The sequence below is a fragment of the Maribellus sediminis genome (assembly GCF_011799805.1).
GTDB classification, from domain to species: domain Bacteria; phylum Bacteroidota; class Bacteroidia; order Bacteroidales; family Prolixibacteraceae; genus Draconibacterium; species Draconibacterium sediminis_A.
Genome location: NZ_WXUB01000004.1, coordinates 154,249 through 179,304, shown reverse-complemented (window position 1 = coordinate 179,304; position 25,056 = coordinate 154,249). Strand labels below are relative to the sequence as shown.

At 40.0% G+C, this 25,056-nt stretch carries 14 protein-coding genes; 4 read left to right on the top strand and 10 right to left on the bottom strand.

The annotated features are described in order from the left end of the window. Nucleotides 1-70 precede the first annotated feature (70 nt). Genes HFD85_RS15760 through HFD85_RS15750 form a run of 3 tightly spaced genes read left to right on the top strand, consistent with a single transcriptional unit; the run spans nt 71 to nt 6,452 of the window. Entirely contained in the window at nt 71-2,746 is a 2,676-nt protein-coding gene (locus HFD85_RS15760; RefSeq protein ID WP_167611980.1) for a glycoside hydrolase family 3 C-terminal domain-containing protein, read from the top strand. 21 nt (nt 2,747-2,767) lie between these two features. Next, on the top strand, nt 2,768-5,236 hold the full coding sequence (locus HFD85_RS15755) for a hypothetical protein (RefSeq protein WP_167611977.1): 2,469 nt from the start codon (nt 2,768-2,770) through the stop codon (nt 5,234-5,236). A 10-nt stretch (nt 5,237-5,246) separates the two neighbouring features. Beyond that, nucleotides 5,247-6,452, top strand: coding sequence for a PliI family lysozyme inhibitor of I-type lysozyme (locus tag HFD85_RS15750; protein ID WP_167611974.1), 1,206 nt, complete (start codon nt 5,247-5,249; stop codon nt 6,450-6,452). Nucleotides 6,453-6,464: 12 nt separating this feature from the next. Here HFD85_RS15750 and HFD85_RS15745 read toward each other — a convergent pair whose 3' ends face one another. The 6 genes from HFD85_RS15745 to HFD85_RS15720 all read right to left on the bottom strand — a co-directional run bounded on the left by HFD85_RS15745 (nt 6,465) and on the right by HFD85_RS15720 (nt 11,383). Further along, the gene (locus HFD85_RS15745; RefSeq protein WP_167611971.1) at nt 6,465-6,974 is read right to left on the bottom strand and encodes a hypothetical protein; all 510 of its coding nucleotides are present in this window, start codon (nt 6,972-6,974) and stop codon (nt 6,465-6,467) included. A gap of 69 nt (nt 6,975-7,043) precedes the next feature. Then, nucleotides 7,044-7,538 (bottom strand): hypothetical protein, encoded by a 495-nt coding sequence (locus HFD85_RS15740; protein WP_167611968.1) that lies wholly within the window; start codon nt 7,536-7,538, stop codon nt 7,044-7,046. Nucleotides 7,539-7,673: 135 nt separating this feature from the next. Continuing rightward, entirely contained in the window at nt 7,674-9,257 is a 1,584-nt protein-coding gene (locus HFD85_RS15735) for a sulfatase-like hydrolase/transferase (RefSeq protein WP_206081994.1), read from the bottom strand. A gap of 55 nt (nt 9,258-9,312) precedes the next feature. After that, a complete protein-coding gene (locus HFD85_RS15730; RefSeq protein WP_167611965.1) occupies nt 9,313-10,365 on the bottom strand; it encodes a serine hydrolase domain-containing protein in 1,053 nt (350 codons plus the stop codon). Nucleotides 10,366-10,553: 188 nt separating this feature from the next. Then, nucleotides 10,554-10,955 carry a GNAT family N-acetyltransferase gene (locus HFD85_RS15725; protein ID WP_167611962.1) on the bottom strand — a complete coding sequence of 134 codons (402 nt, stop codon included), beginning with the start codon at nt 10,953-10,955 and terminating at the stop codon, nt 10,554-10,556. 26 nt (nt 10,956-10,981) lie between these two features. Next, nucleotides 10,982-11,383 (bottom strand): GFA family protein, encoded by a 402-nt coding sequence (locus tag HFD85_RS15720; RefSeq protein ID WP_167611959.1) that lies wholly within the window; start codon nt 11,381-11,383, stop codon nt 10,982-10,984. A gap of 552 nt (nt 11,384-11,935) precedes the next feature. Between HFD85_RS15720 and HFD85_RS15715 the strand changes: the two genes are divergently transcribed. Then, a complete protein-coding gene (locus HFD85_RS15715) occupies nt 11,936-13,960 on the top strand; it encodes a hypothetical protein (protein WP_240925060.1) in 2,025 nt (674 codons plus the stop codon). Nucleotides 13,961-14,239: 279 nt separating this feature from the next. Here the strand turns inward: HFD85_RS15715 and HFD85_RS15710 are convergent, their stop codons facing one another. The 4 genes from HFD85_RS15710 to lacZ form a co-directional block, all read right to left on the bottom strand. Continuing rightward, nucleotides 14,240-16,804 (bottom strand): DEAD/DEAH box helicase, encoded by a 2,565-nt coding sequence (locus HFD85_RS15710; RefSeq protein ID WP_167611952.1) that lies wholly within the window; start codon nt 16,802-16,804, stop codon nt 14,240-14,242. Between the two features lie 7 nt (nt 16,805-16,811). Further along, on the bottom strand, nt 16,812-17,699 hold the full coding sequence (locus HFD85_RS15705) for a HamA C-terminal domain-containing protein (RefSeq protein ID WP_167611949.1): 888 nt from the start codon (nt 17,697-17,699) through the stop codon (nt 16,812-16,814). A 164-nt stretch (nt 17,700-17,863) separates the two neighbouring features. Then, nucleotides 17,864-20,425: an NACHT domain-containing protein gene (locus HFD85_RS15700; RefSeq protein ID WP_167611946.1), complete on the bottom strand. Its 2,562-nt coding sequence runs from the start codon at nt 20,423-20,425 to the stop codon at nt 17,864-17,866. A gap of 350 nt (nt 20,426-20,775) precedes the next feature. Continuing rightward, a complete protein-coding gene (gene lacZ, locus HFD85_RS15695) occupies nt 20,776-24,822 on the bottom strand; it encodes a beta-galactosidase, LacZ type (protein ID WP_167611943.1) in 4,047 nt (1,348 codons plus the stop codon). Nucleotides 24,823-25,056 lie beyond the last annotated feature (234 nt).

Genomic DNA, 25,056 nt, shown 5'->3' with positions numbered 1-25,056 from the left:
TCTCCACATGCTTCTTAATTTTATTCTATCTTTGAAGAAAGTTTTTAAACTATTTTCAAAGTAAGGTCCTATGTTAAAATACCATCCCTACTTATTACTTGTATTTTCGTTGCTGGCACTGGCTGCATGCAACAAAAAGGATGAGATAAAATACAAAAATCCGGCTCTGCCAACCGAGGAACGCGTGGAAGACCTGTTGTCGAGAATGACGCTCGAGGAAAAATTCTGGCAATTGTTTATGATCCCCGGCGATCTCTCCGATGGCAAAGAGCGTTACAAAAACGGTATTTTTGGTTTCCAGGTGGCTACCAAGGGAAAATCAGGTAACTCAGCCGAACAATTGCTCGATTATTCGGGTGGTGGTGCAGGCACTGAAACTGCAGAGCTTATTAACAACATTCAAAAATATTTTGTTGAAGAAACCCGTTTAGGGATTCCGATCATTGCTTTCGATGAAGCACTGCACGGCCTGGTGCGACCGCAAGCAACAGCTTTTCCGCAGTCAATTGCGCTGGCAGCTACCTGGGATACAGCCATGGTAAGCTCGGTAGCGAATGCCATTGCTGTGGAGGTAAAATCGCGCGGTATCCGGCAAATTCTTTCGCCGGTTGTAAATATTGCACGCGACGTTCGCTGGGGCCGCGTTGAAGAAACCTATGGCGAAGATCCTTACCTGACTTCGCGTTTAGGTGTGGCATTTATGTCACAATTCGAAAAAAAAGGCGTGATCACCACACCCAAGCATTTTATTGCGAATGTCGGCGACGGTGGCCGCGACAGCTACCCGATTCATTTCAACGAACGCTTGCTTGAAGAGATCTATTACCCGGCCTTCAAAGCGGCTTTTCAGGAAGCCAACGCATGGTCGGTGATGACATCCTATAATTCACTTGACGGAAGACCATGCACCGCAAATGACTTTTTACTGAATAAGAAACTAAAAGATGAGTGGGGATTTCAGGGTTTTGTGATCTCGGATGCAGGAGCTACCGGAGGCGCTAATGTGCTGCATTTTACCGCACACAATTACGCCGAATCTACCGAACAGGCCATCGAAAATGGTCTGGATGTAATTTTTCAGACCTCTTACGATCACTATCCGCTTTTCTGGGAAGCCTTTGAAAAAGGAATGATAGATGAAGCTGCTATCGATGAAGCCGTTCGCCGGGTGCTGCGTGCCAAATTTAAACTGGGGCTGTTTGAAAATCCCTATGTTGATGTTACAGAAGCTGAAAAAGGAAACAGTTCGAAAGAACACCGCGAAATTGCTAAGCAGGCAGCTCTGAAGTCTGTAGTACTATTAAAAAACGAAAATGAAACACTTCCGATCGATCCAGGTATTTCTTCGATAGCAGTTATTGGCGTGGATGCCGATGAAGCACGGCTTGGAGGTTATTCCGGCCCCGGAAACAATCCCACAAGCATTCTTGATGGTATCAGAAACAAAGCACAGGGCATGGTAAATTTTGCCCCGGGTTGCGGAAGAGAAACTATAGAATTTGTTACTATTCCTGCAAAGAATCTGCTTACCGATGACGACAAAGAGAACGGACTTAAAGGCGAATATTTCAGCAATTCGGAACTGGAAGGAGAACCTGTAATTACCCGTATCGACAAACGAATGAAATTTGGCTGGACACTTTTTTCACCCGATCCGGATAAAATTGATTACGACTGCTATTCCATTCGCTGGACCGGTAAACTGGCAGCCCCTGAAACAGGAACTTTCGAAATTGGTGTTGAAGGGGATGACGGCTATCGCATTTATATCGATGACAAACTGGTGCTCGATAACTGGCGCAAACAAACTTACCAACGTAAAACGGTTGCATACAATTTCAGAAAAGACAAGACATACGATATTCGAATTGAATTCTACGAAACCATTGGCAATGCCCGTTTTAACCTGATCTGGAATGTCGGAGTTAAGGATGACAGCGACCGGAAAATTCAGGAAGCAGTGTCAGTGGCGCGTAAAAGCGACATAGCAATTGTTGTTGCCGGAATCGACGAGGGCGAGTTTAACGACCGTGCCTACCTTTCGCTTCCCGGAAAACAGGAAGAGATGATCCAAAAGATTGCTGCCACCGGAAAACCTGTTGTAGTAATTCTGGTGGGCGGAAGTGCGATTACTATGCAGAATTGGATCGATAAAGTTCCTGCAATACTGGATGTGTGGTATCCCGGCGACGATGGTGGAAATGCGGTGGCCGATGTGCTGTTTGGCAACTATAATCCGGCCGGACGTTTGCCCATTACTTTCCCTGTGCACGAATCGCAATTGCCGTTGTACTACAACCACAAACCAACCGGACGAGGCGACGATTACCACAACCTGACCGGAAAACCGCTGTTCCCTTTTGGCTACGGATTGAGTTATACCACATTTGAATACAGTGAGTTTTCATTCAGTACAACGCAAATAGCACCGAACGAAACCGCAACGGTGAGTTTCAAACTCACAAATACCGGAAACTACGATGGCGACGAAGTGGTGCAACTCTACATCCGCGACTTATTTGCTTCGGTAGCACGGCCGGTGATGGAACTCAAAGGTTTCAACCGCATTCACCTGAAAATAGGCGAAAGCCAAACCGTAAGTTTCGACATCACACCTGAAATGCTCACGATGTTAAACGAGCAAATGGAGCGTGTGGTTGAACCCGGCGATTTCAGAATTATGATCGGCGCCTCATCAAACGACATCCGTTTACGGGGTATTCTCAATGTTAAAGAAAACAACTAACAACTTAATAAACACTTCACTATGAACTTGATAAACTCTGAAAAAAAGCTCCCGAGTCCTCTTCATATAATTCTGATAGTCATTACTGTATTTTTTAGTGCCTGCAAGCCAGAAACCGGACAAAAATACGAAACAGAAAATTGGAGCATCCTCGTGAATACGAAAGGACAGATCGTTTCCTGGTTCGATGAGATCAATCTGCAGGACGTGCTGTTACCGGAACAGGAATCTTACCTCCTTTCGCTTAAAGTTGATTCTTCTATTCTACATCCTGTAAAAGCAGCCTTCTCTGAAGAAGACGAAAGCTTGACCTTAGACTACGAAAACGGAGTACAGATTGAAGTGAACGTGTTACCAAGAAAGAATCACATCAGTTTCGACATAAAATCAGTTTCAAGCCAGGAAGGAATCGATGCGGCCATTTGGGGGCCTTATTATACCAGGCTGAACAAGAGCATCGGCGAAGTAGTGGGAATTGCGCAGGGCGAAAAATTTACTGTTGGCCTGCAATCACTGAATGCCAAAACAATCGGTGGCTATCCCTGGAAAGATGACGACTTCCTGCCTCAGATGGATATTTTCAGTCAGTCGGATGTAAACAATATGACCAAGGAAGAAGGCACGCCTTATACGCTTTACTCAGTGGAAGCGGCCAAACCCGTACACAATGGCAGTTCATTACAGGCTTACGTTCGCAACCGCGATCACGACCGGATTATTGAAAACTGGGGACATAAAAAATACCTCGCACCTGCCTACGACGACGGTGGATTGACAGGTTCTAAAATAGCACTATTTGGATGTCCAACTGATGAAACACTCAATACCATCGGTGAGGTGGAACTGGCAGAAGGACTTCCCCACCCGACCATTGACGGACAGTGGGTAAAAAAATCGCCTGTTATTAATTCATCCTACCTCATTATGGATTTTGATGAACAGAACATCGACGAATGTCTGAAATACACACTAATGTCGGGTTTAAATTACCTCTATCACAGTCACCCCTTTGCTTCGTGGGGGCACTTTCCGCTGATTAAAGCGAAATTTCCGAACGGACTTGACGGCATGAAAGCCTGTGTGGAGAAAGCCGAAGAAGCGGGCATTCATATTGGCACACACACGCTCAGCAACTTTATAAACACCAACGACGAATATGTTACCCCGGTTCCTGACGAGCGGCTCGCCAAAGTGGGCAATTCAGTCATTACAAAAGAAATTGGTGCGGACGACATAGAAATTGAAATTGATTCGCCCGAATTCTTTAACCAGTTTGACAACAACAACCTGCGCAGCGTGGTCATCGAAGATGAGATCATTCGTTATGGCGCCGTCAGCGAATCAGCGCCCTGGAAACTGCTCGACTGCCAGCGTGGTGCTTTCGGAACTTCAGCAGCACCGCATGAAGCAGGCGAAACTGTTGGCATGCTGGCCGATCATGCTTATAAAGTCTTCCTCGGAAATGCAGATCTGGACAGGGAAATAGCAGAAAACATCGCCGACTTTATGAACTACACCGGAGTGCGAATGCTCGATTTCGACGGCGTGGAAGGCACGTCTTCCACCGGTATGGGAAAATATGGCGAAGCGCTGATGGTTTCGCAGTGGTACAATCACCTGAGCGACGACCTGAAAAGCCATTTCCTGGTGGGATCGAGCAGGACGGCTCATTACCTGTGGCACATTTATTCGCGCATGAACTGGGGCGAACCCTGGTATGCCGGATTTCGTGAAAGCCAGACTGAATACCGGCTGCGCAACCAGGCATTTTACAAACGCAACCTGATGCCCGGAATGCTGGGCTGGTTCAGAATGACCTCTTCAACCACCCTTGAAGACATTGAATGGCTGATGGCCCGTTCAGCAGGATACGACGCAGGTTTTGCCTTTGTAAGCGACATGACATCGATAAAAGAAAATGGAAATTCTGACGAGATATTTGCCATCCTCAATAGTTGGGAAACAGCCCGTCTGGCCGGTGTTTTTATAGAGCGCCAGAAAGAAAAAATGCGCGATATCTCCACCGAATTCAGATTAAAAAAAGCTGATGACAACACACTTGAACTGACACAGGTATATTCACACAAATTCAAACACGAAAACAAGACGCGCCAACCCGGAGAGCCGCTGTACTCTACCTTCAATTTTGAAAATGCCGGTGAGGCACAGTCGATGGGTGTGATTATAAGTGCTAAAAACGCAGACATTTCGAACATCAAAATTGAAATCAATAATTACAAAAACCTGGAATTTCCGCTTGTATTGAAGAAAGACCAGAGCATAAAAATTACAGACGGCAAAACCGCGGTGGTATACGATAAAAACTGGAACGAAATTCGCAGTATACCGCTGCAAGACTCAGAAACAGCGGTGCAGAAAGGAAAACAAACCCTTACATTTGATTGTGGTTTCACCAACGCCGGAGATGATGCATCGGCCAGTGTTGAGCTGATCTTAAAAGGCGAAACAGAACAAATAAAAATGCATTAAATAAAACAACATGAAAACCTGGCTTTGGATTTCACTTCTCCTTTTTACGCTGACCTCGTGCACGAATTCCGGAAAGGAAAAAGCAAAAACAGCACCAACAGAAGGCTCCTCAGTAGAAGCAAAACTTTATGTTTCAACTGATGGAATGTACAAATTGAGTGTAAAACCATTGGGCAACGATCAACTTGAAGTGAATGATCTGAATACAGGAAAAAGCCATCGTTTAAATCAAACCGAAGCGGCCAGCGGAGCTAAATACAGCAACGATGAAGCTTATGTTTTCTGGTCGAAAGGCCCTGAATTTATGTGGATGAAAGGCGATGAAATGCTGGCTTCAGGACAGCAGAAGACAAACACGCTTGTTGGAAACTATGTAAACGCCGACTATTTCCAACGCGATAAAGGTTACGACTGGGTGGGTATAAAAGTGAGCAATGCTGCGGATGACCAACTACTTGTTCAGGTGCGCTCGCGGGCCGACCGTAAAAAACCGACCTGTACCTGGGATGCCCGCATTTATCCCGAATCTACAACTACTTATTATACCGTGGAGAACGATACGAAAGTGCATTTTGCATTTACAAACGACACGCTTTCGATTGCTGCCGAAGATGAAAAAGTGCTGTATTTCTTTTGTTCGGGCGGAGCAACAATAGCAGGTAATTATATTAAGATAGATGAACCGCTTGATCCGGAGCAGGTCGATTCCACCGTATTTAGCAAAGTGTTGCAGCTGCAGGGAATCGGATTTTATGTGACCTCGGTACGCAAAGGTCCGCAAACGGCTGTAAGCGTTTCGCCTTTTGGCCTGGAAAAATCAAACCGGGTGGAAACTTATACCGTGGATGGCTATGTTACAGATGCCGAAATTGAAGACCTGAATGCCGACGGTTCACCTGAATTGCTGGTCTACATTCAATCGTTTGGCAGCGGCAGTTACGGATCGGTGCTGGCTTTTTCAGTCAATAACCGCAAATCGTTAAGCCAGGCCTACCTGCCACCAATTAATCAGGATCCGGCACTTAGCGAAGGTTACATGGGCCACGATGAATTCCGGGTGGTGGAAAATTACCTGGTGCAGCGCTTTCCTATTTATAAAGAGGGCGATTCAAATGCCAATCCTACTGGAGGTGTTCGGCAAATTACCTACACACTCGAGGAAGGCGAAGCTATGCGGCAGTTTAAAGTGAAGGACATTCGTACTTTTAATCGTTGAGCAAAGATCCTATTACCTGATCTCTGCATCCGTTTCTTCCAGTATTTCTCGTTCGTCGTAATCCAGTTCCAGATCGATGATTGATTTAGCCGGTGTTGGTCGGTAGGATAACAGAACTGCCAGCAACAACACAGTTATTCCTACAAATACTAAATTGGCCGTTAACAGGTATGCTATAATAGCAAAGAATGAAGGGCCTTCTACAAGAGCGAACTTTATAATTAGTGCTGACCGATATTCCTCCAGTTTTTGTTTAAGCCCGGATTGACTGATACATGTTTTAAGTCTGAATTTAAAAACATAATTACTGGCCAGAATTCCTCCTATCATAAATACAGGAACAACATAGATTAGGGCAGGAAGCATGTCTTCCCCATCGGATTCAAAACCCATATTTTGAAGTACAATGGCAATCACGATAAAAGAAACAATACCCGCCATTAAGGCAAGATGTACAATTTGCAAGGACCTGAAGTATTCCTTCGGTGTTAGTTTTTCCTGGTTCATGTTTGTAAAATTCATAATGGTTTTTATCGAGTTATGTCAGTCTTCTCCATCTTTTAGTTGCATCAACTGACGGTGAATTCGGTATTACGGCTGATGGGAAAAAGAATCGTTCCTTTCACGCGCTATCTGAACAATTTTATTGAGGTCTTTTTTGTATACATTCAACCGATAGCTTTCACAAGTATCATCCCTGAAATTGATTTCAAGATAATTAAATATACCTCCTGAGTTTCCGGGAGCCATTCCGTCCAAAATCTCGGTAGTTTTGTTGTGAACACCGGCAACTCTGATCGATTCGATATCTGACAATTTGTAACTTTTAACTTTCGACAAAAAAGGAACGAGAGATGCATCGAAAAAATAAATACGATCCTTATCAATCCCCATATCCTGTCTGGGTACCACGATAAACAGGATCAACAACACAACCGTCAATAGATTTCGGATCCAATAATCTGCCGTTTCAAAAGGTAAATTCCGGAGTACAGTTGCAAAAATTAAAAATAAAAAAGCCCTTATTACCCAGGTCCTGACCGTATGCAGGTAATCGGTTTTATAAATGTATGGCTGTTCTTTCATTCCTTGAATTTGGGAACATTATTATTATGTTCTCCAAATTTATAAAAATAAGCGAACTTTTTATTGCCGGTATGTGTGAAGCCGGCAGATCTGCCTTGGGTTTGAACTGAAAATTTTGTTGCGACTTTTGCATTTTCAGTGCCCGGTTTTTATCCTGATCTGACTTTTCCCTGAAGAAAACAATCCGTTGTTAAGATCGCCGTCGCAGGCTGCTATCAGTTCTTTTTTAAGTTCCTCCAATTTCTCCGGATATTCCGCGGCCAGGTTGTTTTCCTCCCGAAAATCATCGGGCAGATAATACAATTCGAAAATATCCTTCGAAAGGTAGGTCCTGATCTTCCAGCCGTCGTTGGTGATCAGTGTTGGTCCAATAAACGACGAATAAACCAGGTAGTCATGTTCCGCATTCTCCTGTTCCAGTAATTCCTTGTAAAACGATAATCCGTCGGTAGCAAGATCTCCCTTGTAGCCCGTCAGATCGGCTATGGTTGGCAAAAGATCGTAGTTGGCAGTGAGCAAATCGCTGGTTCTGCCGGGCTTGATTTTTTCGGGCCACTGAATGATGAGCGGCACCGAAATTCCACCCTGCAGGTTACTGCGCTTCATTCCGGCACGGCCGCCGTTACCGTCGAAAACATCGCCTGCCAGATCGCTGTAATATTTCGAATCGAGGTCGTTAAAGCGCTCGCCGGTTTGCATGTTGGTATAAGGCTTTTGCACCCTCCCCTTTTGAGCATAATAAATCTCATGTCCGTTATCCGAAGTAAAAATCACCACCGTGTTCTCCAACAGTTGCAAACGCTTCAGTTCGTCGATGATCTGTCCCACGTTATCATCCAGCATTTTTACCATCGAAGCATATTCCTTTTCAATTTGTGTTAGCCGGTCGTCATTTTCAAAATCGGGATGAACAGCAGGAATGGCAACCGGTCCGTGTGGCAACTGCGTTGGAAAATACAGGAAAAACGGACTATTCTGATTGGCCGAAATAAAATTCAGCACGCTATCCATAAAAAGCTCCTGCGAATATTTCGCTTTACCTTCCATGTTCCAGCGATCTTCGAAAACTTCCGGGGTTTCCGGCTCGCCCGATTTGCCGCAGTCGGCTCGCGTATTGCCTTCAATTTCTACGAGTTTGCCTTTGCTAAACAAAAACGGCGGGTAAAATCCGTGTGCCCGCACATGGTCGAGGTAGCCAAAATACTGATCCCAGCCGTGGGCTTTCATCTGTTTATCGGAGGCTGCAAAGCCCCACTCCAGTTTGCCGTATTCTGCCGTTCGGTATCCGGCTTTCCGGGCAATATCGGCCATAAAATCGATGTTATCGGGAATAGGTGAAAGCGTATTGTTGATCATTTCCTCCACCTGCCCGGGTGTGTACTCGCCTGTACTTATTTTTTTGTAGATACCGGCGTCGGTAATTTCGTGGCCGTCGGCATGACAATCGTGACGACCGGTGAGCAATGAAGCCCGTGCCGGCGCACAAAGCATGCACGAATAGGCATTTTCAAAACTAATTCCGTTGCCGGCCAGCCTGTCGATATGTGGCGTTTTTATGATCTGCTGTCCTTCCGATCCCAGCAAGCCGATTCCCAGGTCGTCGGCATAAATTAGAATAATGTTGGGTCGTTCGGGTTGGTCGGCATTGCGACTGCAGGCTGAAATTACGATCAAAACAGCCAATACAAGTACATTTCTCAGGTTGCGGTAATACATCATCTTTTATCAGGTTGATAAATCAGCCGCCCAATATAAGCCAATTCTTACGCAATTTTTATGATCTTTCCTGTCTTCTCAGAATTCTGACAACGCGATTGTAAACAGTGGTTCCAATGTTCCAGGTGTAACCTTCAAAATCAGTGGTATTTACAAACATAACCACCACGGCGTCGATGTCTTTGTGATACCTGGCAATACTTTGGTAGCCTGGCATCAAACCGGTGTGTTCGTAAACATATATCGAGGAATAGATTTCCTGCTCGTCGTCTTCAAACACAGAACCATCGTTTAATGCCCGTAAAAATATCCCAACATCTTCTGCCGTTGCAATCATCGATGTGAGTTTTGTGCCGTAATCTCCGGCTTTTATATCCTCTTCAACACCCACATAATATCCACTCATCACATCGTCGATATTTTCGTCGTTCATCGAACCGAAAGTATTTTTAAGTCCGAGAGGATCCAGTATTTCATCTTTAATGTATTGGAATTTGTCATCGCCGGTTACTTTTTCAATGAGCAGGGAAATCAACAAATAATTGGTGTTTGAATACCGGTGCTTTTTACCCGGGATAAAGTCGGCGGGTAAATCAAGTACCCGTTCAAGCGCTTCCTTGCTACTCGCCGGAGGATCGATCCAAAAGTTGGGCGTATCAGTTAAATTGGGTATCCCGCTCCGGTGCTGTACAAGCATTCGCAAAGTGATTTCATCAGCATATTGAATTCTCCCCACCAGTTCCGGAAAATAATCGGCCAGCGTTTTATCGAGCGACAAACGCCCCTGATGTACCAGTTTGGTAATGGCAACCGCATCGTACAATTTACTGATACTGGCAATTTTGAACAGAGAATGCGGATCCGCCGGTATTTTGTTCTCCCTGTTTTTCCATCCGGCGGCGTAAAACCCGGGTTCCCTGCCGGCCTCATCAACATACACTATTATACCATCCAATCCGTATTTAATACTCTTATCCACCTGTTCCTGAACGGTATCGGGCAGCGGTGTTATTAAAATCCTTACCAGAATCCATGGAACGAAAAACATTGAAATTGCGGTTCCAACAAGTAAGACGATTCTTGTAATAAGTATTCTTTGTTTTTTTGTCATAATTCTACGGTAAATTCGGGTGATGCATCATTAGTAATGCTGTTTATGCATGAAGCGTTTGGCTTTGTTTGCACGCTTTTCGACGGGCAATATACAAAAAAGCCGACAGCATTCAATTACATGTGAGTCGGCCACACCAATTTGCGGCTTCGGCCGTCACCGAGTAAAAACTGATGAAAACACAGACATTAGCGTTTTATCTCCATCATATTTTGCGGTTTGCTCAGGGCTGTGAATCCGAATTGCGCATAAAGCCCGTGGGCATCATCGGTTCCGAGTCCCCAGCGTTGAAGATTTTGAAGTTGTTCGTGTGTCATGATGGCTTTCATCAGCAGTTTACTGTAACCTTTCCCCCTGTGCTTTTCCAAAATAAAAACATCGAGTATCCAGGCAAAAATGGCATAATCGCTAATCACCCTTGCAAAACCGATTTGCTGATTATCGGTGTACACACCAAAGCAAAGTGAATGTTCGATCGACCGGCGCACGGTTTCCATCGTACGTCCTTTGGCCCAGTATGATTCGTTGGATAAATAATTATGTATTAATTCAATATCCAGTCGTGTTTTGTCCGTTGATATTTCCAGCATTTTTTGTTCTAAAATTCTTATCTCTACTATTCCGGAAGACGTTCAAATTTATGTATTTGTTCCAGCGACTCATCCCATTCCGCTTTATTTGCGATAAAGATATGTGCATCGGGTCGAAGCTTCAATTTTGTATCCAGCGATCCCGCCGGTACCACTAACAGTTTTCCGTCCATTTGCAGGTTGGGTAATGCCGAGCCACAATGCGTGCAAAATGCTTTTACATGTTTGCTTTTGTGAGGCTGAAAAGATCTGATTTCAGTTTCTCTCTTTATCCATTCAAGCTTCGCTGTGGACGAAAATAAATTGGCAGCGTGTGCCGATCCTGTATCTTTCCGGCAATACCTGCAATGGCATAAATAGAAACTTTCAAACTCGCCACTAATCTTAAACTTCACTCCTTTGCACAAACATGAACCTGAGTATTCCATATGCTAAATCGGTTTTGTTAACTATCGTCTGAACTGCAATATATTGAATTTTGGGAATGCTCCGCTACTGCCCGCTGCCCCTCCTGCGGACAGTTGACAGTTACTTATTAAACGCGAGGGCTACCCGGCTATTGTAAAGAGCATGGATGATAAGGGGCGCTGCCTTAAATACGGAACTCAAATTGAGGGAAGGTTTTAAAAAGATAGTCAGGCACGGATTGTTGTCGGTAAATTGTATGATTGGTATCAGGTGACTTGGTGTTTTCCTGTCAAACCGCGGTTGATTAAGTTGTGCAAGCGTTTTAGAAGTATATACCCGAAAACCGATAAGCTAATGATTTGTTTTGTTACCATAATTTGAATTTTAATTGTTCGTCCGACACTTAACATGTTTAATTTTATATATTTGATTTTCTGTGAACTTTACAACTACAGATCAATTATGTCCGGTTATACCTGAAGTTTTATACTCCGGCTTGCTTGAATTTTGAATTAAAACACCTAGAAGAATCAAACATGAAAAAAGTTCTAATTATCTTAAAACGTTCAAACATGATTATACTGATCGCCAGTATTTTTCTTGTACTAAGTTGTTCTCCAAACGGAGATGAAAGTCAGTGGCAGGTCGATCCGCAGACCGGAAAGTACGTACATCGTGGAGCCGGTAATCCGTACTTGCCGTTATGGGAACATCTTCCCGACGGAGAACCTCGTGTGTTTGAAGATCCGGATAATCCCGGGAAATACCGTGCGTATATTATTGGTTCTCACGATGTAAGAGTAAACAGTTATTGCGGACCTGACATCAGGGCCTGGTCAGCACCCGTCGAAGATTTGACAAGCTGGCGTGACGAAGGTTCCATTTTCACTTACCCGATTAACGACCAGTGGGATGTGATGTATGCTCCAGACTTAGTGGAGATAGAAGATAAAGACGGAAATAAAATATACTATTTGTATCCGCATAGTCGTGGACGAGGCAGGGAAGCAATGGTTGCAGTAGGTGATAGTCCTGTTGGGCCGTTTACTCCTATTAACATCACGGAAGACGGAACCCGGACATTACCGGGAAGTACAATGGGATTTGATCCGGGTGTACTTATTGATTACATTACCGACGAGAGTGATCCTGATTATGCAAAAGGGTTTAGAGCCTATGGATACTGGGGATTCCAGACTTCATCAGCTGGCGAGTTGGATCAGAATACCATGTATTCATTAAAACCGGGAACTGAGCCGATTCACCGTTTTCAAGCAAATATTTATCCTGATCAGGATTTAGCATCGTTCGCCTTCTTTGAAGCTGCTTCGATTCGTAAAGTCGGAAATAAATATGTCTGGGTATACAGTGGATTCTCAGGGCCTGAATACGGACTGGGCAGAACAAACTCTGCTTTACGTTATGCCTATAGCGATTCGCCTCTTGGTCCATGGAAAAGTGGTGGTGTTCTTGTTGACTCGCGCGGGGTTGTTCTTAATGAAGATGGAACAAAACTTGAAACGAGAAATTACGGTCATAATACACATGGCAGCATCCAGTTGATCAACGATCAGTATTATGTGTTCTACCACAGACCTCCAAGAGGGTTTGGCTTTGCACGTCAGCCAATGGTTGCACCGGTTAAAGTTGATTGGGACGAAACTCCTGTAGCTGATGGCGGAAAAGTGGTAATACGAGGCTATGATCCATATGCTGATGATAATATTTGGGAAGCAAAAGATAGCCAGGGAAATCATTATACCGGAGCTGAAGTAACCTCTGAAGGTTTCCATATTTATGGCTTAGATCCTTATCAATATTACTCGGCCGGTTATGCATGTTACATTTCAAATGGAAGAACTATGCAGGATACATGGGATATTTGGGACAATAATATGCCATTGGCAAATGTGAGAAATGGAGACATCGCCGGATTCAAATATTTTGGTTTTGGTGGCCTCGACGAAGCTAAAAAAGGCTTGAAACCTTTTGAAGGAACAAAACCGGGTAATAATACAGTTTTTAATGTATATGTTACACCAAAAACCGAAAGTGCATTTAAAGTGAACGTTTGGATGGACGGGCCGTGGGATAATGATACCTGGAACGGAACTAAACTGGGTGAAATAAGTGTACCTGCAAATGCTGCACAGGAAGTAACTCATTATACACTTGACGTTGCTGATATGGTTGACGATTTAGGAGAAAAGCATGCAATATACCTTGTTGTTGAAGGTACTGATTCGGAAGATATTTGCGATATCATCGGACTTGGTTTCAGTTCTGATACAAAACAGATTGTACGTCCGGTTCCTCCTTCAGTTTCAATTACTGTAAACGGAGAAGCAATTGAAATGCCTGAGCATCCTGTACGTTCTACCAATGCTAATGGAATTACTGGTTACGATATTTATCAGGCTACATATACAGTTCCTGCCGGCGTAACAGAAGTGCCAAAAGTATCTGCATCGTCAGATGACCGCAGTGTTAAAGTAGATGTTACACAGGCCGGGTCAGCAGACGGAACTGCTGTTGTGAAATTTGATTATCAAGGTGTGGTAAAAACTTACAATGTTGTTTTTGCTGCTGCTGAATAAGAGATTTTAGAAATGATTATTTTTTCAGTTTGACTGAACTGGAATATGATCTGAAATGAAGTGCAAGATTGAAGTCTGCCTATTAGACTTTCTTCCTGCACTTTTTTTTATTTAATTTTTACGGATTAGCGGTCACTTGTAAGTTGTCGTTGCGTCCCGAACCATCGGGATCGAAGAGCGTCAGCGTCCGTTAGGACGTGACGTTCATGCGAGAATCTGCGGCTCGAAAACCACCAACCCCGCTCTGAAATTTACACTTTGTTGGCATTTCGTTATTTATTAAAGTATTCTATTTATTTCATCAAATTCGAGTGTTCCACTGCTGAAGTATGATAAAATTAAACCTTTGTCAATGCTTTTTAGTTTACTATCCTCTATAATTAGCGCATGTTTACATTTGGTATAAATTTTTAATGCGGTGTGTCTGGATAGACCAATGTTTTGCAAGGCAATTGCAATTCTATTCTGAGTTCCATATTCAAGAAGTGATGCCCAATTTTCTCCTGCATTATCTTCTCCTAAAATACTTGAAACAACTTGGTAGTAGTGGTTAAAGTATTTTTCAAATAGAAATCGTAAAACATACTCGATATTTTCAATAATATTTTCAATTACAATGTTAATGTGTCTTTTATTTCCTTTTTTAAATATTGCAAAATCGTTATAATCTACTTGAATCTGAATTCCGTTGTCTTCGTGGTAATCAATTGATTGCTTTATGATTTGACTCAAACTAATTCCATTAATCCATTGATTCATTATCAAAGCATAATACTTAAGACTATTTTCATTTTGTAGTTTCTTCTCAGCATTTTTCCAATCATATAGTTCATGCATAAATTTTAAAACTTCAAGGCAAGTTTTATAGTCAATTTTTGAACTATTTGGCAATGCTATTTTAGCACCTTGCTTATGGAATTTGGTTAATTTTAAAAATACATTATTTTGCGTTCTGAGGTTAATTGATTGATTAGAATTCAAAATATTTGCAGGTATAGTATAATCTTTAACTTTACTTTTCGCAAGCTCAATAATTTTATCTTTCTTTTTCTCAATTAGTTTCTCAATCAAAGGACTTTTATAATTTGATTGTAATTCAAGTGTATCAACACAAATAATATTCGCAATATATTTCAGAATATCTTTTTCTTCTTGAGTGCCTGTAATATCTTGACCATTTAATAGTTTCTCTATTTTTTGAAGGTTTCTATCTATTTTTGTTAATACGGTCGGTGTTAGTTTAATTTCAGATTTATTAAGTATTTCTTTATTGTCCCAAATACATTCTTCGTGTTGAATACAAAATATATTTCCAAACAATTCTCTAGATAAACGACCAGCTCTACCTGATAAATTCCAAAAGTCAATAGGCATAAGCTTTTTAAGTCCATTTTTGTTATTTAAAATAAAAATATTTTGAGTTGGCATATTTACGCCTTCAAGTAAAGTTGACGTACAGAATACATTTTGAATTTCTTCATTTTTATATAAATCTTCTATAAGATTTCTAATTAATTGGGGTAATTTCCCATAATGGAATGCAACTTTGTGCTTTAATAAGCTCGCTAAATAATATTGAGGATGAATATAATCTTGTATTTGTTTAATTGACTTTTTTAAAGTTTTTGACAACTCAATTTTTTCAATTGTTTTTGAAAAATCATTTGCATCAGTGATAGTTTTGCTTTTGCTATTGCAGTAAATTAGGTTATTCTTTTCTTTTCCTAAGAAATGTATTAGTTCTGTTGTCGATTTTGCCTTTTTAAATAATTTATGACTTTCTATTTTAATATTGTGGTTTCCTTGAATTAATTCAATTTCTTCATTTATCAAGTCGATAAAGAATAAATTCTGGGAAACCGGCGACTCATTAGTTTTGAATGTTCTATTTTTTTTGTTTCTATCAAACAGTTTTAGAAATACTTCTGGATTGGAAACATTTGGAGAAGAAAAATATAACTTAATGTTTCCATATTTTTTTATTGTTTTTTCAATTGCTGTATAAGTTGTAACACTACGTGAATCTTTTTCATTGGTTAATTTGTGCGCTTCATCCACAAAAACAAATCCAATTGAGGGATTAGTTTCTTGAGATAAATAGCTTATTAATCTTTCAGGTGTTAGAATGAGAATATAGTTATGTGGCTCATCTTCCGAAAAATCACTTACATTCGAATTTGTTAAAATTCTATATTTATATTGCTCTGATAATTCTCGAACTTCTTTTTTTAAGTCTATTGCGAATTGATTTATTAAAGCTCTTGTTGGGACAATAATAACCAGATTCTCAGGAGGACTATTTTTCATTACTTTCTTAATGAATGCCTTTATAATAAAGGATTTACCCATTGAGGTTGGACCCGAGAAACTATATTCAAGTGTATTACTCAGCTGGGTGTAAAGTTCAAATTGAGAGTCTGTAAACACAAAGTCTTCTGAGTCAGGTACTTTCTGAATCAATTTTTTTGCATCAACTTCAATTGCTCTGATAATTGGTAACGTCGCGTTATTGTGGTTATAATTAACTAAATAATTTATTGCTGGGAAATTACCAAGTTTAGAATAAACTGCAATTGCTACAGTTTTATAAATCTCATTCTCAAAGTATAAACTATTTAGATTAGTTATTATTTGATATGATTTATTTCGAGCTTCGGATTGAGTGGAATTAGATAAAATATCTGAAAATCTCAATGCATCAATAAATTCTTTATGAGTTAAAGCAGAGTTTGATTTTTTATTCTTCAGATTGAAATCTGCTGAAAGTAAAGAGCATTTTCTAAAAATGAGATTAAAGTAATCACTTCTTAATATGTCATCAGTTAGTCTATTGATTATTTTCATAATAAGACTATGTAAGTTCTTTAATAATTTCTTTTCGCATTTCTTTTAGATTAGAAAATGGAATTATATAAATATAAAAATCATAGCCGTTGAACTCTGATTTGTTAATTTGAAAGTTGACTGATTTGGTAAGTTCTGTAACCTTTTTAGTTATTTTCTTTCTAATATAAGTCCTAAAATCTGAATTTGATTTTTTTGATTCCTCTTTGGTAATTTCGACGTCAAAACCTAAAAAAATACCAAAAGAATAGTCAGTATTTATTTTAGATTCTCGGGCACTAGGAATAATTACCTTTTTCAAGAAATTATATAATTCTTCATTGGATGTTTCTTTAACTAATTGGCTATTTACCAATCCAATTTCGAAATCTATTTTATTCTCAGTTATAAGATTGGAAAGCGAACCAAAAGCTTCATAAATTCCTTTTTGCAAATCAGAGTTTAGTTTAGATTCTCCAAATATTAGTTGATAGTCTTTATCCGAGAGTTTTAGTAAATGAACACCATCTGCACCTTTCACGTAGTCATTTGCAGCTGTTTTTATTTCTAATTTAGTCAATATTTTAGGCGCATTCAAATGAGATTCTAAAAGACAATAGAGTAAAATTTCACCTAACTCTCCTTCATTAGAAGAATATCTTCTTAGTTTTTCTTTTGCCTTTTTAACTAAAGTTCCATATTCTTTTGCTTTTTCCAATTTTTCAACTTCAGTTCGTGAAAGAGCGAAATGATATATATGATTGGATAACAATTCGGTTAATTCATCATATGCAAAAGAATTGTTTTTAATTTTCAATGTAAATACATTCAACTTGTTATTATTGTCCAATTCTAAATCTTCAATATCATGATAGAATAGGTCTAAAAAAGATTCTTTTACATTAGTTTCAATCATGGTCGTTTCTTGGTTTTTATAATGAATGCCAACGGTTAGTGTATGTTGCGTACCGGTTTGCGGGAGGTTTCCAGTCCTGTAAGGCAGGAAAAAACTGCGTGGAACCGGCGTCCTGGGTTTGGCTCACCCAGGTATGCAATATGACACATTGTTATGCTTTGTTATTATTCAAATTGCAATAAGTCATCTTCTTCTTTCATTTTTACCTCTACTTCAATTCTTTCCTTTTCAGACAAACAATAATCATGATTAATTCGAAGCCCAAACTTTGTTAATAAATAGTTAGTGAAATTTTCAAATATGATTTTGTCTTTATTTACAGATAGGTCCTTTGAGTCGGTTACTTCAAAAGATTCAATACTGAAATCTTTTATATTTAGTTGAATGTCTCGATTGTAGTCGTATCCTCTCAATACTAATCTATGATTTTTTCTAGCCAGAAATTGAAGAAAAAAATGTTGCGGGTGAGTAAAACTTAGTATTTCCATTTGTTTTTGAGATATTACTATTTTGTACATACCTTCATAATAGAAATAATTAGGAGGTTTTTCTTTATGTCGAAGTTTTACAATTGGAATTTCATCCCCATAATCCTCAAGTTGAACATATAATCTTCTTTTAAACATTATTGTTCTTCTTGAATTAACTTTATCCTCTTCAACATTTCCAAACGAATTGTAGTTTTCGTTAATAAACTGTTGATATTCTTGGGACAACCAATAGATAATTGTATTTCTAAAAGTCTTTATGTCAATTTCATAAAGGATATCTAAAATGTTGTCGAACCGATCACAGTGTCTCGAGTTATAAATACGGTTCAATATATCACTTTGTTTTTCTGCACAATCCATTTGAATAAATCTAGCGGCAAAATAGTCTTGTAATGATTTATGCGACCAATTATAATAGTTACCTTCGGCAGTAAACAAGGGAACGGAACTTGTTAAGTCTTTTATGAATTCTGAGATTGAAAAAGTAAATCCAAGATAACTGTGAGATTTCTGTAGTAGCTCTTCCAGTTCAATATAAGTATATTCAAGTTTGCGAACTATTGCTGTTTTATATGCAATATATCTAAGAACAGTTTCAAACTTGTTTATGTCAAGTTTTGATCGCTTATTTCTTTCATACCCCTCTTTGGTTAAGTCGTGATTCTCATATAGAGCGTAATAAACCTGAGTGTAGAATAGATGCTTTTTAATTGGTATTTTTCTTTTAAACTCATAAGCTTTATAAAGTAAACTAACTAATAATGGATTTTTAAGGAATTCACTAATGCTCAGGAAATCATCATTTTGAATTCTGTTTATTAATTCTTCTGCATATTCCAAATCCTTCCCATAATTCCTTAAAACCTGAAAAGCCTCATCCTCATTTAAATCTTGTATTGAGAACTCTTGGAAATTTGCAAATGAGTTTAATGCAGTTTCTGGTCTTGACGTGATAATAAAATTATTATCCCTCGATTTAGATATAAAATCATTTAGTTTATGGATTACATCCGATTTATGGCGATCTTCAATTTCATCAAAACCATCAAAAATAAAAATAAAATCACCTTGCTCTATCATGGAGAATAATCCCTTGGGTTCAATGTTCCCATAAAGTGGTTTTAATCTATTTAATATCTCACGGACAACAGTAATTCTGTCAGTTAGCCTTCTTAATTCAATAAAGATTGGAAAACCATATTTTGAATTAATTATTTCCAAAAAGATCTTTTTTGCTAAGGTTGATTTTCCCATCCCCGCCGTACTACTAATAAGTATTTTTTTATTTTCCTTAAGAAGTTTCTTGAAGTTAGAAGGAATAATATACTGACTTTGATCTTTTTTTGAAATTAGAGTTAATGGAACATACAGGTCATCTAATTTTTGACGGTTGTTCCCAAAAATAATTGTCCGAACAAAAGTGAAATTTTCTACGGCAGAATGAAGGTATCTAGTTATTCCAACGATATATGATTCCTTTTTAAGATTTTTATTTTGTTGGAGTTGTATTATTTTCTCAAGTTTTGGCTCAATTTGTTTAGTCAGAATATCTTGAATAATTTCTATATATGAGTTGTCTGAGACTATCTTTACCTCAAAGAATAAGGGTACAATATTTTTCTCATTTCTTTTTATTAAATTATTCAAATCCACTCCATTTACTTTTATAATCTCAATAGATCTAATGACCTTTAATACATTCGCATTGAGATTATCATCATTCTTTAAAGTGAGTTTTTTGTATTTTTTTAAATTGGCACTAACCCATTTTCTTAAAATATTTTTATGTGCCTTTAAAAATTCATACGCTGTAAGAAATAATGTTTGTGCTTTTTCATCAACATCTGTGTTGCATACGAAGTAGTATTTAAATGAACTGGTATTTTCGATTAAAGTGTTATCTTGTAAATAGTGTAAAACAAACTTGACAATTTCTATTCCCAATTCATTCAAGGAATATTTCTTCGAAATATTTTGTGAATGCTTGTTCTGAATTATGCCTACAACTTTACTATTAAAATATAATATACTATCTCGCCCTCTTTCCGAAACTCCTTGCATTAACTGTATTTGGTCAAAGAAGGCATATTCAGAAGACATCTCTTTAAATATTTGATATGTCAATAGTTCAAATGCACGATTGGTTAATTTTTCAATTGGGTAACCATATTCAAAATTAATTGAATGCGGTTTACATATAGTATCTATTTCTTTGTTAATATCTACTGTATTCATAGTGTTTAGTAGTGGTTTTTATAATAAAGCATAACGTATGTGGAACCCAAAACTTTGGGTTATTTCTTTATTACAGAGTTGGGTTATAACACCAATACGGGGGTGTAAACCAACTTTTAGGGAATTTATCTGCGGGTGTAAAAGCATTAGTTTATTGTTTTGCTTTAAAAGTATAAACAAATTTTGTAGTTAACAATAAAAACAAGTACAATATTTTTGATTAAATACTGACAGTGAATCACTTCACCACCCCTCCTCCTCCGGGAGAAGGAGAATTAAAAATCAGCGGAGCTAAATTTTAGTGCCGGGATTATCTTCTGTATTTCATTAAAAATTTTGAAAACGAATTTCTAGTAAAAAATTACAGGGCTAAAACTTTCGCCATTTCTATCTTTGAAATGCACAAAGTATATACCTCCGTTAAATTCTTTCCTCAATTTTATTTGATGCTTTCCTTCGTTTGTGTAGCCGCTGTAGATGTCTTTTATTTTAACACCCGATAAATTATACAGTTCTAAAACTACCTCCCCGGGGCCGACTAGATCAAATGCTATAGTTACATCGCCGTGCGCAGGATTAGGATAGATTTTTAACTCACCGTTGGCCTGAAATTCAGGATCCGGGGCTAAAGTTGAATTTGCCGAAGAACCGAAAATTTCGAATTCATAAAAACTGGTCCAGTACCACGAATAGTTCTCAATGACCCTTATTCGCACATAACGAACATTTTCAGCGATCAATTCCCCATCCTGTATTTGCTCGGTCGAGGTGTTTTCCTGCCGGTCAACAACAACGGTCCAGTTTACATTGTCCTCTGAAACTTCGATAATGTATTTATAATCTCCACCAAATTCCCAGTTAATCCTGAAATATTCCAGGTTGTAACTAGCCCCCAGATCGACAGACCACCACTGATTTGAATTACCATTGGCGGCACACCAGCGAGTTGCATAACTACCATCGTTGGCATTTGTAATATAGTTCGCTTTGTTACTTTCCTCCGAACTGGCCCAGGCAGGTTTGTTCAGGGCCAGATTTCTTCCCTTACTAACCGTGTAGTTGATAACCGAACCCGCCGGTAAAAGTTCTCCGGAGACGGGCTGTTGCAAGGATATCAACCCTTTGTTGTAGGCCCCGTACGCTTCTTCCCTCTTACCGGCAACAAAGCCTGCATCGCTGATTGCCTGTAGGGCATCATCTTCACTCATGCCAATAATATCGGGAATTTCGGAGCTGATTGCCGATACATACTGAATTTTGGCTAATTCCATTTCATTCGACACGCTGTCGACAGGAATGATGCGGTAGGAATAGCGATAGTTTTGATCGGGCCAGATGATAAATTCGTCGTGTGGGCGGGCTCCCCAGCTATTATCGCCGCCAACGCCCATCTGCCGGTAATTAATGTTGAGCAGCGTAGCATCCTCTTTTGTCAATTCATAGGGATGAGCTTTACCTTCCAATCCGAACGGACTGTAACTCAGAGCACTAAATTCAAATTGTTCGCCGGAAACCAAAATTCCATTACCGGCATCATTCACCACCTTCACCCAATCAACACCGGTGTAATTTCCGGTTTCCTGTGGCTGAATATAGGGAAAGAAGTTTTCTTCAACCGTTTTGGAATACACTCCTACCTTTGCCGACAACTGCCTGTCGATGTAGTTTTCGTGCGGCCCTTTTCCATACCATGTAAAGCGGTTGAACGCGAGAGGTAAGCGGAGTACATTTCCGATAAGTGGAATCTCGGGCAATTCGGCACCCGGATAAAAGCGTTCGGTAACTTCAATCTCTCCGTTTGATAAAATGCCATATTCCAAAATCAGGCTCGTTGTCGATTGTTCAGGGAAAGTGTAATAGACAAAAACCCGGATATTCTTTTCGTTGCCGGCATCCACAATCAAAGTATCCAGCGTACGGTTCAAACTAAGGTTTTTCCAGGTTGCACATCTGTCGGGCATTCCGTTTCCCCGATCATTATCGAGAGGCGCTCGCCAGAAGTTTGGTGTTGGCCCCCGGCTGATCAGTTCTGTCCCCTTGTACGAATAGCTCTCAATCAATCCAGTACTTTCATCAATTTCCACTTTCAGCGAACTGTTTTCAATCGATAGAGCACCATCCCTTAAAATGGTAAGCACTTCGTCGCCGAAATTATCAGTTTTAGCAACTTCTGAAGTATCAAACGGAATTTGAAACTGTGCGGCTGCGATCTCGTGTCCGGCTTCGGCCCATAAATTATTTTCTTTTGTTGTAAAACGAATGTTGAGCCAGTATTTTGTGCCCGGCTCCAATTCCGGTTCCGAAAAAGGAATATTCAAATCCTTACTAGTTAATGGATCCAGGTTCAACTGATCTGCCGCAAGCTGTCCGCTTTGAATTACGGTGGAGTCGGCCAGTAATTGCCATGAAGCAGCAAATTGATTGACATTGGTAAACAGAAATCCGTTTTTAAGTTTAAATTTTCCGTTGATAGGATCGATCGCTTCAAGCTTAATATTCTGGTATACTTTTTTTACCTCATAAATTTCGGGTTGTAATGTTCGGTCGGCGCTAACGATACCATTGGCACAAAAGTTACCATCGTTTGGATTGTCGCCCCAGTCGCCGCCATATTTAAATCCCTGTTCATCTTTCAGGCTTTGGTCGACAAAATCCCAGATAAATCCACCTTGCAAATTGTCGTATTTTTCAAATACCTCCCAGTACTGATAGAGGTTACCAACACTGTTTCCCATAGCATGCGCATATTCGCATAAGATCAATGGTTTTTGATTTCCCGACCGTCCGTAGCTTTCAACCGTTCCTACCGAAGCGTACATGTAACTGTTCATGTCTGCCACTTCATTGTATCCTTCGTAATGCACCAAACGTGACGAATCAAAGGCATGGATCCAATCAGCCATAGCCTGAAAATTAGATCCGCTACCTGCCTCATTTCCCAAGGACCAGATTAAAACACAAGGGTGGTTTTTATCCCTTTCAACCATGCTTTTGGCACGGTCGATACAATTGGCCGTCCAGTTCGGATTACTTGTTGGTATAGTGCCTCTGGCACCGTGTGTTTCCAGGTTGGTTTCGTCGATGATATAAATCCCGTATTCATCGCATAATTCGTACCATATTGGATCGTTGGGATAATGCGAGGTCCGAACAGCATTGATATTAAATCGTTTCATAATGAGCACATCATTCAGCATGGTTTCCCGTGAAAGCGTACGTCCTGTTTCCGGATCAATTTCATGCCGGTCGACTCCCTTGAACATGATTGGCTGGCCATTCAGGAGCATTTGTCCGTTTTCCAGTTTAAACTCCCTGAAACCTACCTTACAGCTTTCAATTTCTGTTACCTCGCCGGAATCGTCTTTTAACGATAGAACCAATGTATAAAGATTTGGATACTCGGCCGACCATTTTTGTGGATTAGGGACAAGCACCGAAGAATTTAGCTGTGCTTCGTTTCCTTCGAAAATTACAGGCAAGCTTAAAGCCTCGGTAAAAACTTCGTTTCTGTTAATATCGTACAGTTGCACCTTAAGTTCGTAGCCGCTTTTATCTGATTGATTGGTAGCGATCACTTTTGCCGAAAAATTAAATGTGGCATCCGTGTAGCTTTCATCCAAATCTGTTGTATAAAAGAAATCGTTGATATGAACAGCGGGGATGGAATACAGGTACACATCCCTGAAAATTCCGCTTAGGCGAATAAAATCCTGATCTTCGAGCCAGCTGCCGTCACTCCATCGGAAAACCTGTACGGCAATGGTGTTTGTTCCGGCTTGCAAAAAATCAGAAATATCGAATTCGGCTGGTGTGAAACTATCTTCACTGTAGCCAACAAATTGCCCGTTTATCCAGACATAAAACGCAGATTCCACACCGGCAAAATGAAGGATACAAGGTTGCGAAGTCCAGCCTTCGGGCAGATCAAATGTCCGGATATATGATCCAACAGGATTATAAACTGTGGGCGCAACAGGTGGAGAAATGTTTTCATATCCGCTCCACGGATAGGTTACATTGGTATAAATCGGATAATCAAATCCCTGAAGTTGCCAGCTGCCGGGAACTTCTATATCCTCCCACGAACTGACATCATATCCTGCAGTATAAAAATTAGTTGGTCGAAGTTGAGGTTTGGTAACCATGTTAAATTTCCAGGTTCCATTCAGGGTAAAGTATCGTTGCGATGAACGGATATCCGCATCGAGTGCTGTATTCAAATTATCGTAGGGAATTAGCGTACAATGCGCGTCAAGCCTGTTCACCTGAAAAACGTCGGGTTGATTGTTCCATTCGTTTCCGGTAGCATTAACACGTTCCTGTGCCCTTACATTTGTCGCGGGTTGAACAAATGCTAACAATAGGAATAAAACAAGTTTGATTAGTCGGTATTTCATTGATCAATTTTTAGGAATTTTTTGCGACAGCTGCTAAAATAGTCTTTTTCAGTTTTATGCCAGCTGTTTAAGCTGATTATCTGGGTAGCAACGCCAAGTTGCTATATAATTCACGAAATTTATTAAAACGATCATCCGATAATTGAATTGGTTCACAAAATTTCTCCTTTTGCATTTCAATACAAAATCCGCATTAAAACAATCGGGAAATCCCGTTTCCGCATCATAATTCAT

Coding starts and splice junctions, on each gene's coding strand:
- HFD85_RS15760 (WP_167611980.1), top strand. CDS start 71: ATGTTAAAATACCATCCCTACTTATTACTTGTATTTTCGTTGCTGGCA.
- HFD85_RS15755 (WP_167611977.1), top strand. CDS start 2,768: ATGAACTTGATAAACTCTGAAAAAAAGCTCCCGAGTCCTCTTCATATA.
- HFD85_RS15750 (WP_167611974.1), top strand. CDS start 5,247: ATGAAAACCTGGCTTTGGATTTCACTTCTCCTTTTTACGCTGACCTCG.
- HFD85_RS15745 (WP_167611971.1), bottom strand. CDS start 6,974: ATGAATTTTACAAACATGAACCAGGAAAAACTAACACCGAAGGAATAC.
- HFD85_RS15740 (WP_167611968.1), bottom strand. CDS start 7,538: ATGAAAGAACAGCCATACATTTATAAAACCGATTACCTGCATACGGTC.
- HFD85_RS15735 (WP_206081994.1), bottom strand. CDS start 9,257: ATGATGTATTACCGCAACCTGAGAAATGTACTTGTATTGGCTGTTTTG.
- HFD85_RS15730 (WP_167611965.1), bottom strand. CDS start 10,365: ATGACAAAAAAACAAAGAATACTTATTACAAGAATCGTCTTACTTGTT.
- HFD85_RS15725 (WP_167611962.1), bottom strand. CDS start 10,955: ATGCTGGAAATATCAACGGACAAAACACGACTGGATATTGAATTAATA.
- HFD85_RS15720 (WP_167611959.1), bottom strand. CDS start 11,383: ATGGAATACTCAGGTTCATGTTTGTGCAAAGGAGTGAAGTTTAAGATT.
- HFD85_RS15715 (WP_240925060.1), top strand. CDS start 11,936: ATGATTATACTGATCGCCAGTATTTTTCTTGTACTAAGTTGTTCTCCA.
- HFD85_RS15710 (WP_167611952.1), bottom strand. CDS start 16,804: ATGAAAATAATCAATAGACTAACTGATGACATATTAAGAAGTGATTAC.
- HFD85_RS15705 (WP_167611949.1), bottom strand. CDS start 17,699: ATGATTGAAACTAATGTAAAAGAATCTTTTTTAGACCTATTCTATCAT.
- HFD85_RS15700 (WP_167611946.1), bottom strand. CDS start 20,425: ATGAATACAGTAGATATTAACAAAGAAATAGATACTATATGTAAACCG.
- lacZ (WP_167611943.1), bottom strand. CDS start 24,822: ATGAAATACCGACTAATCAAACTTGTTTTATTCCTATTGTTAGCATTT.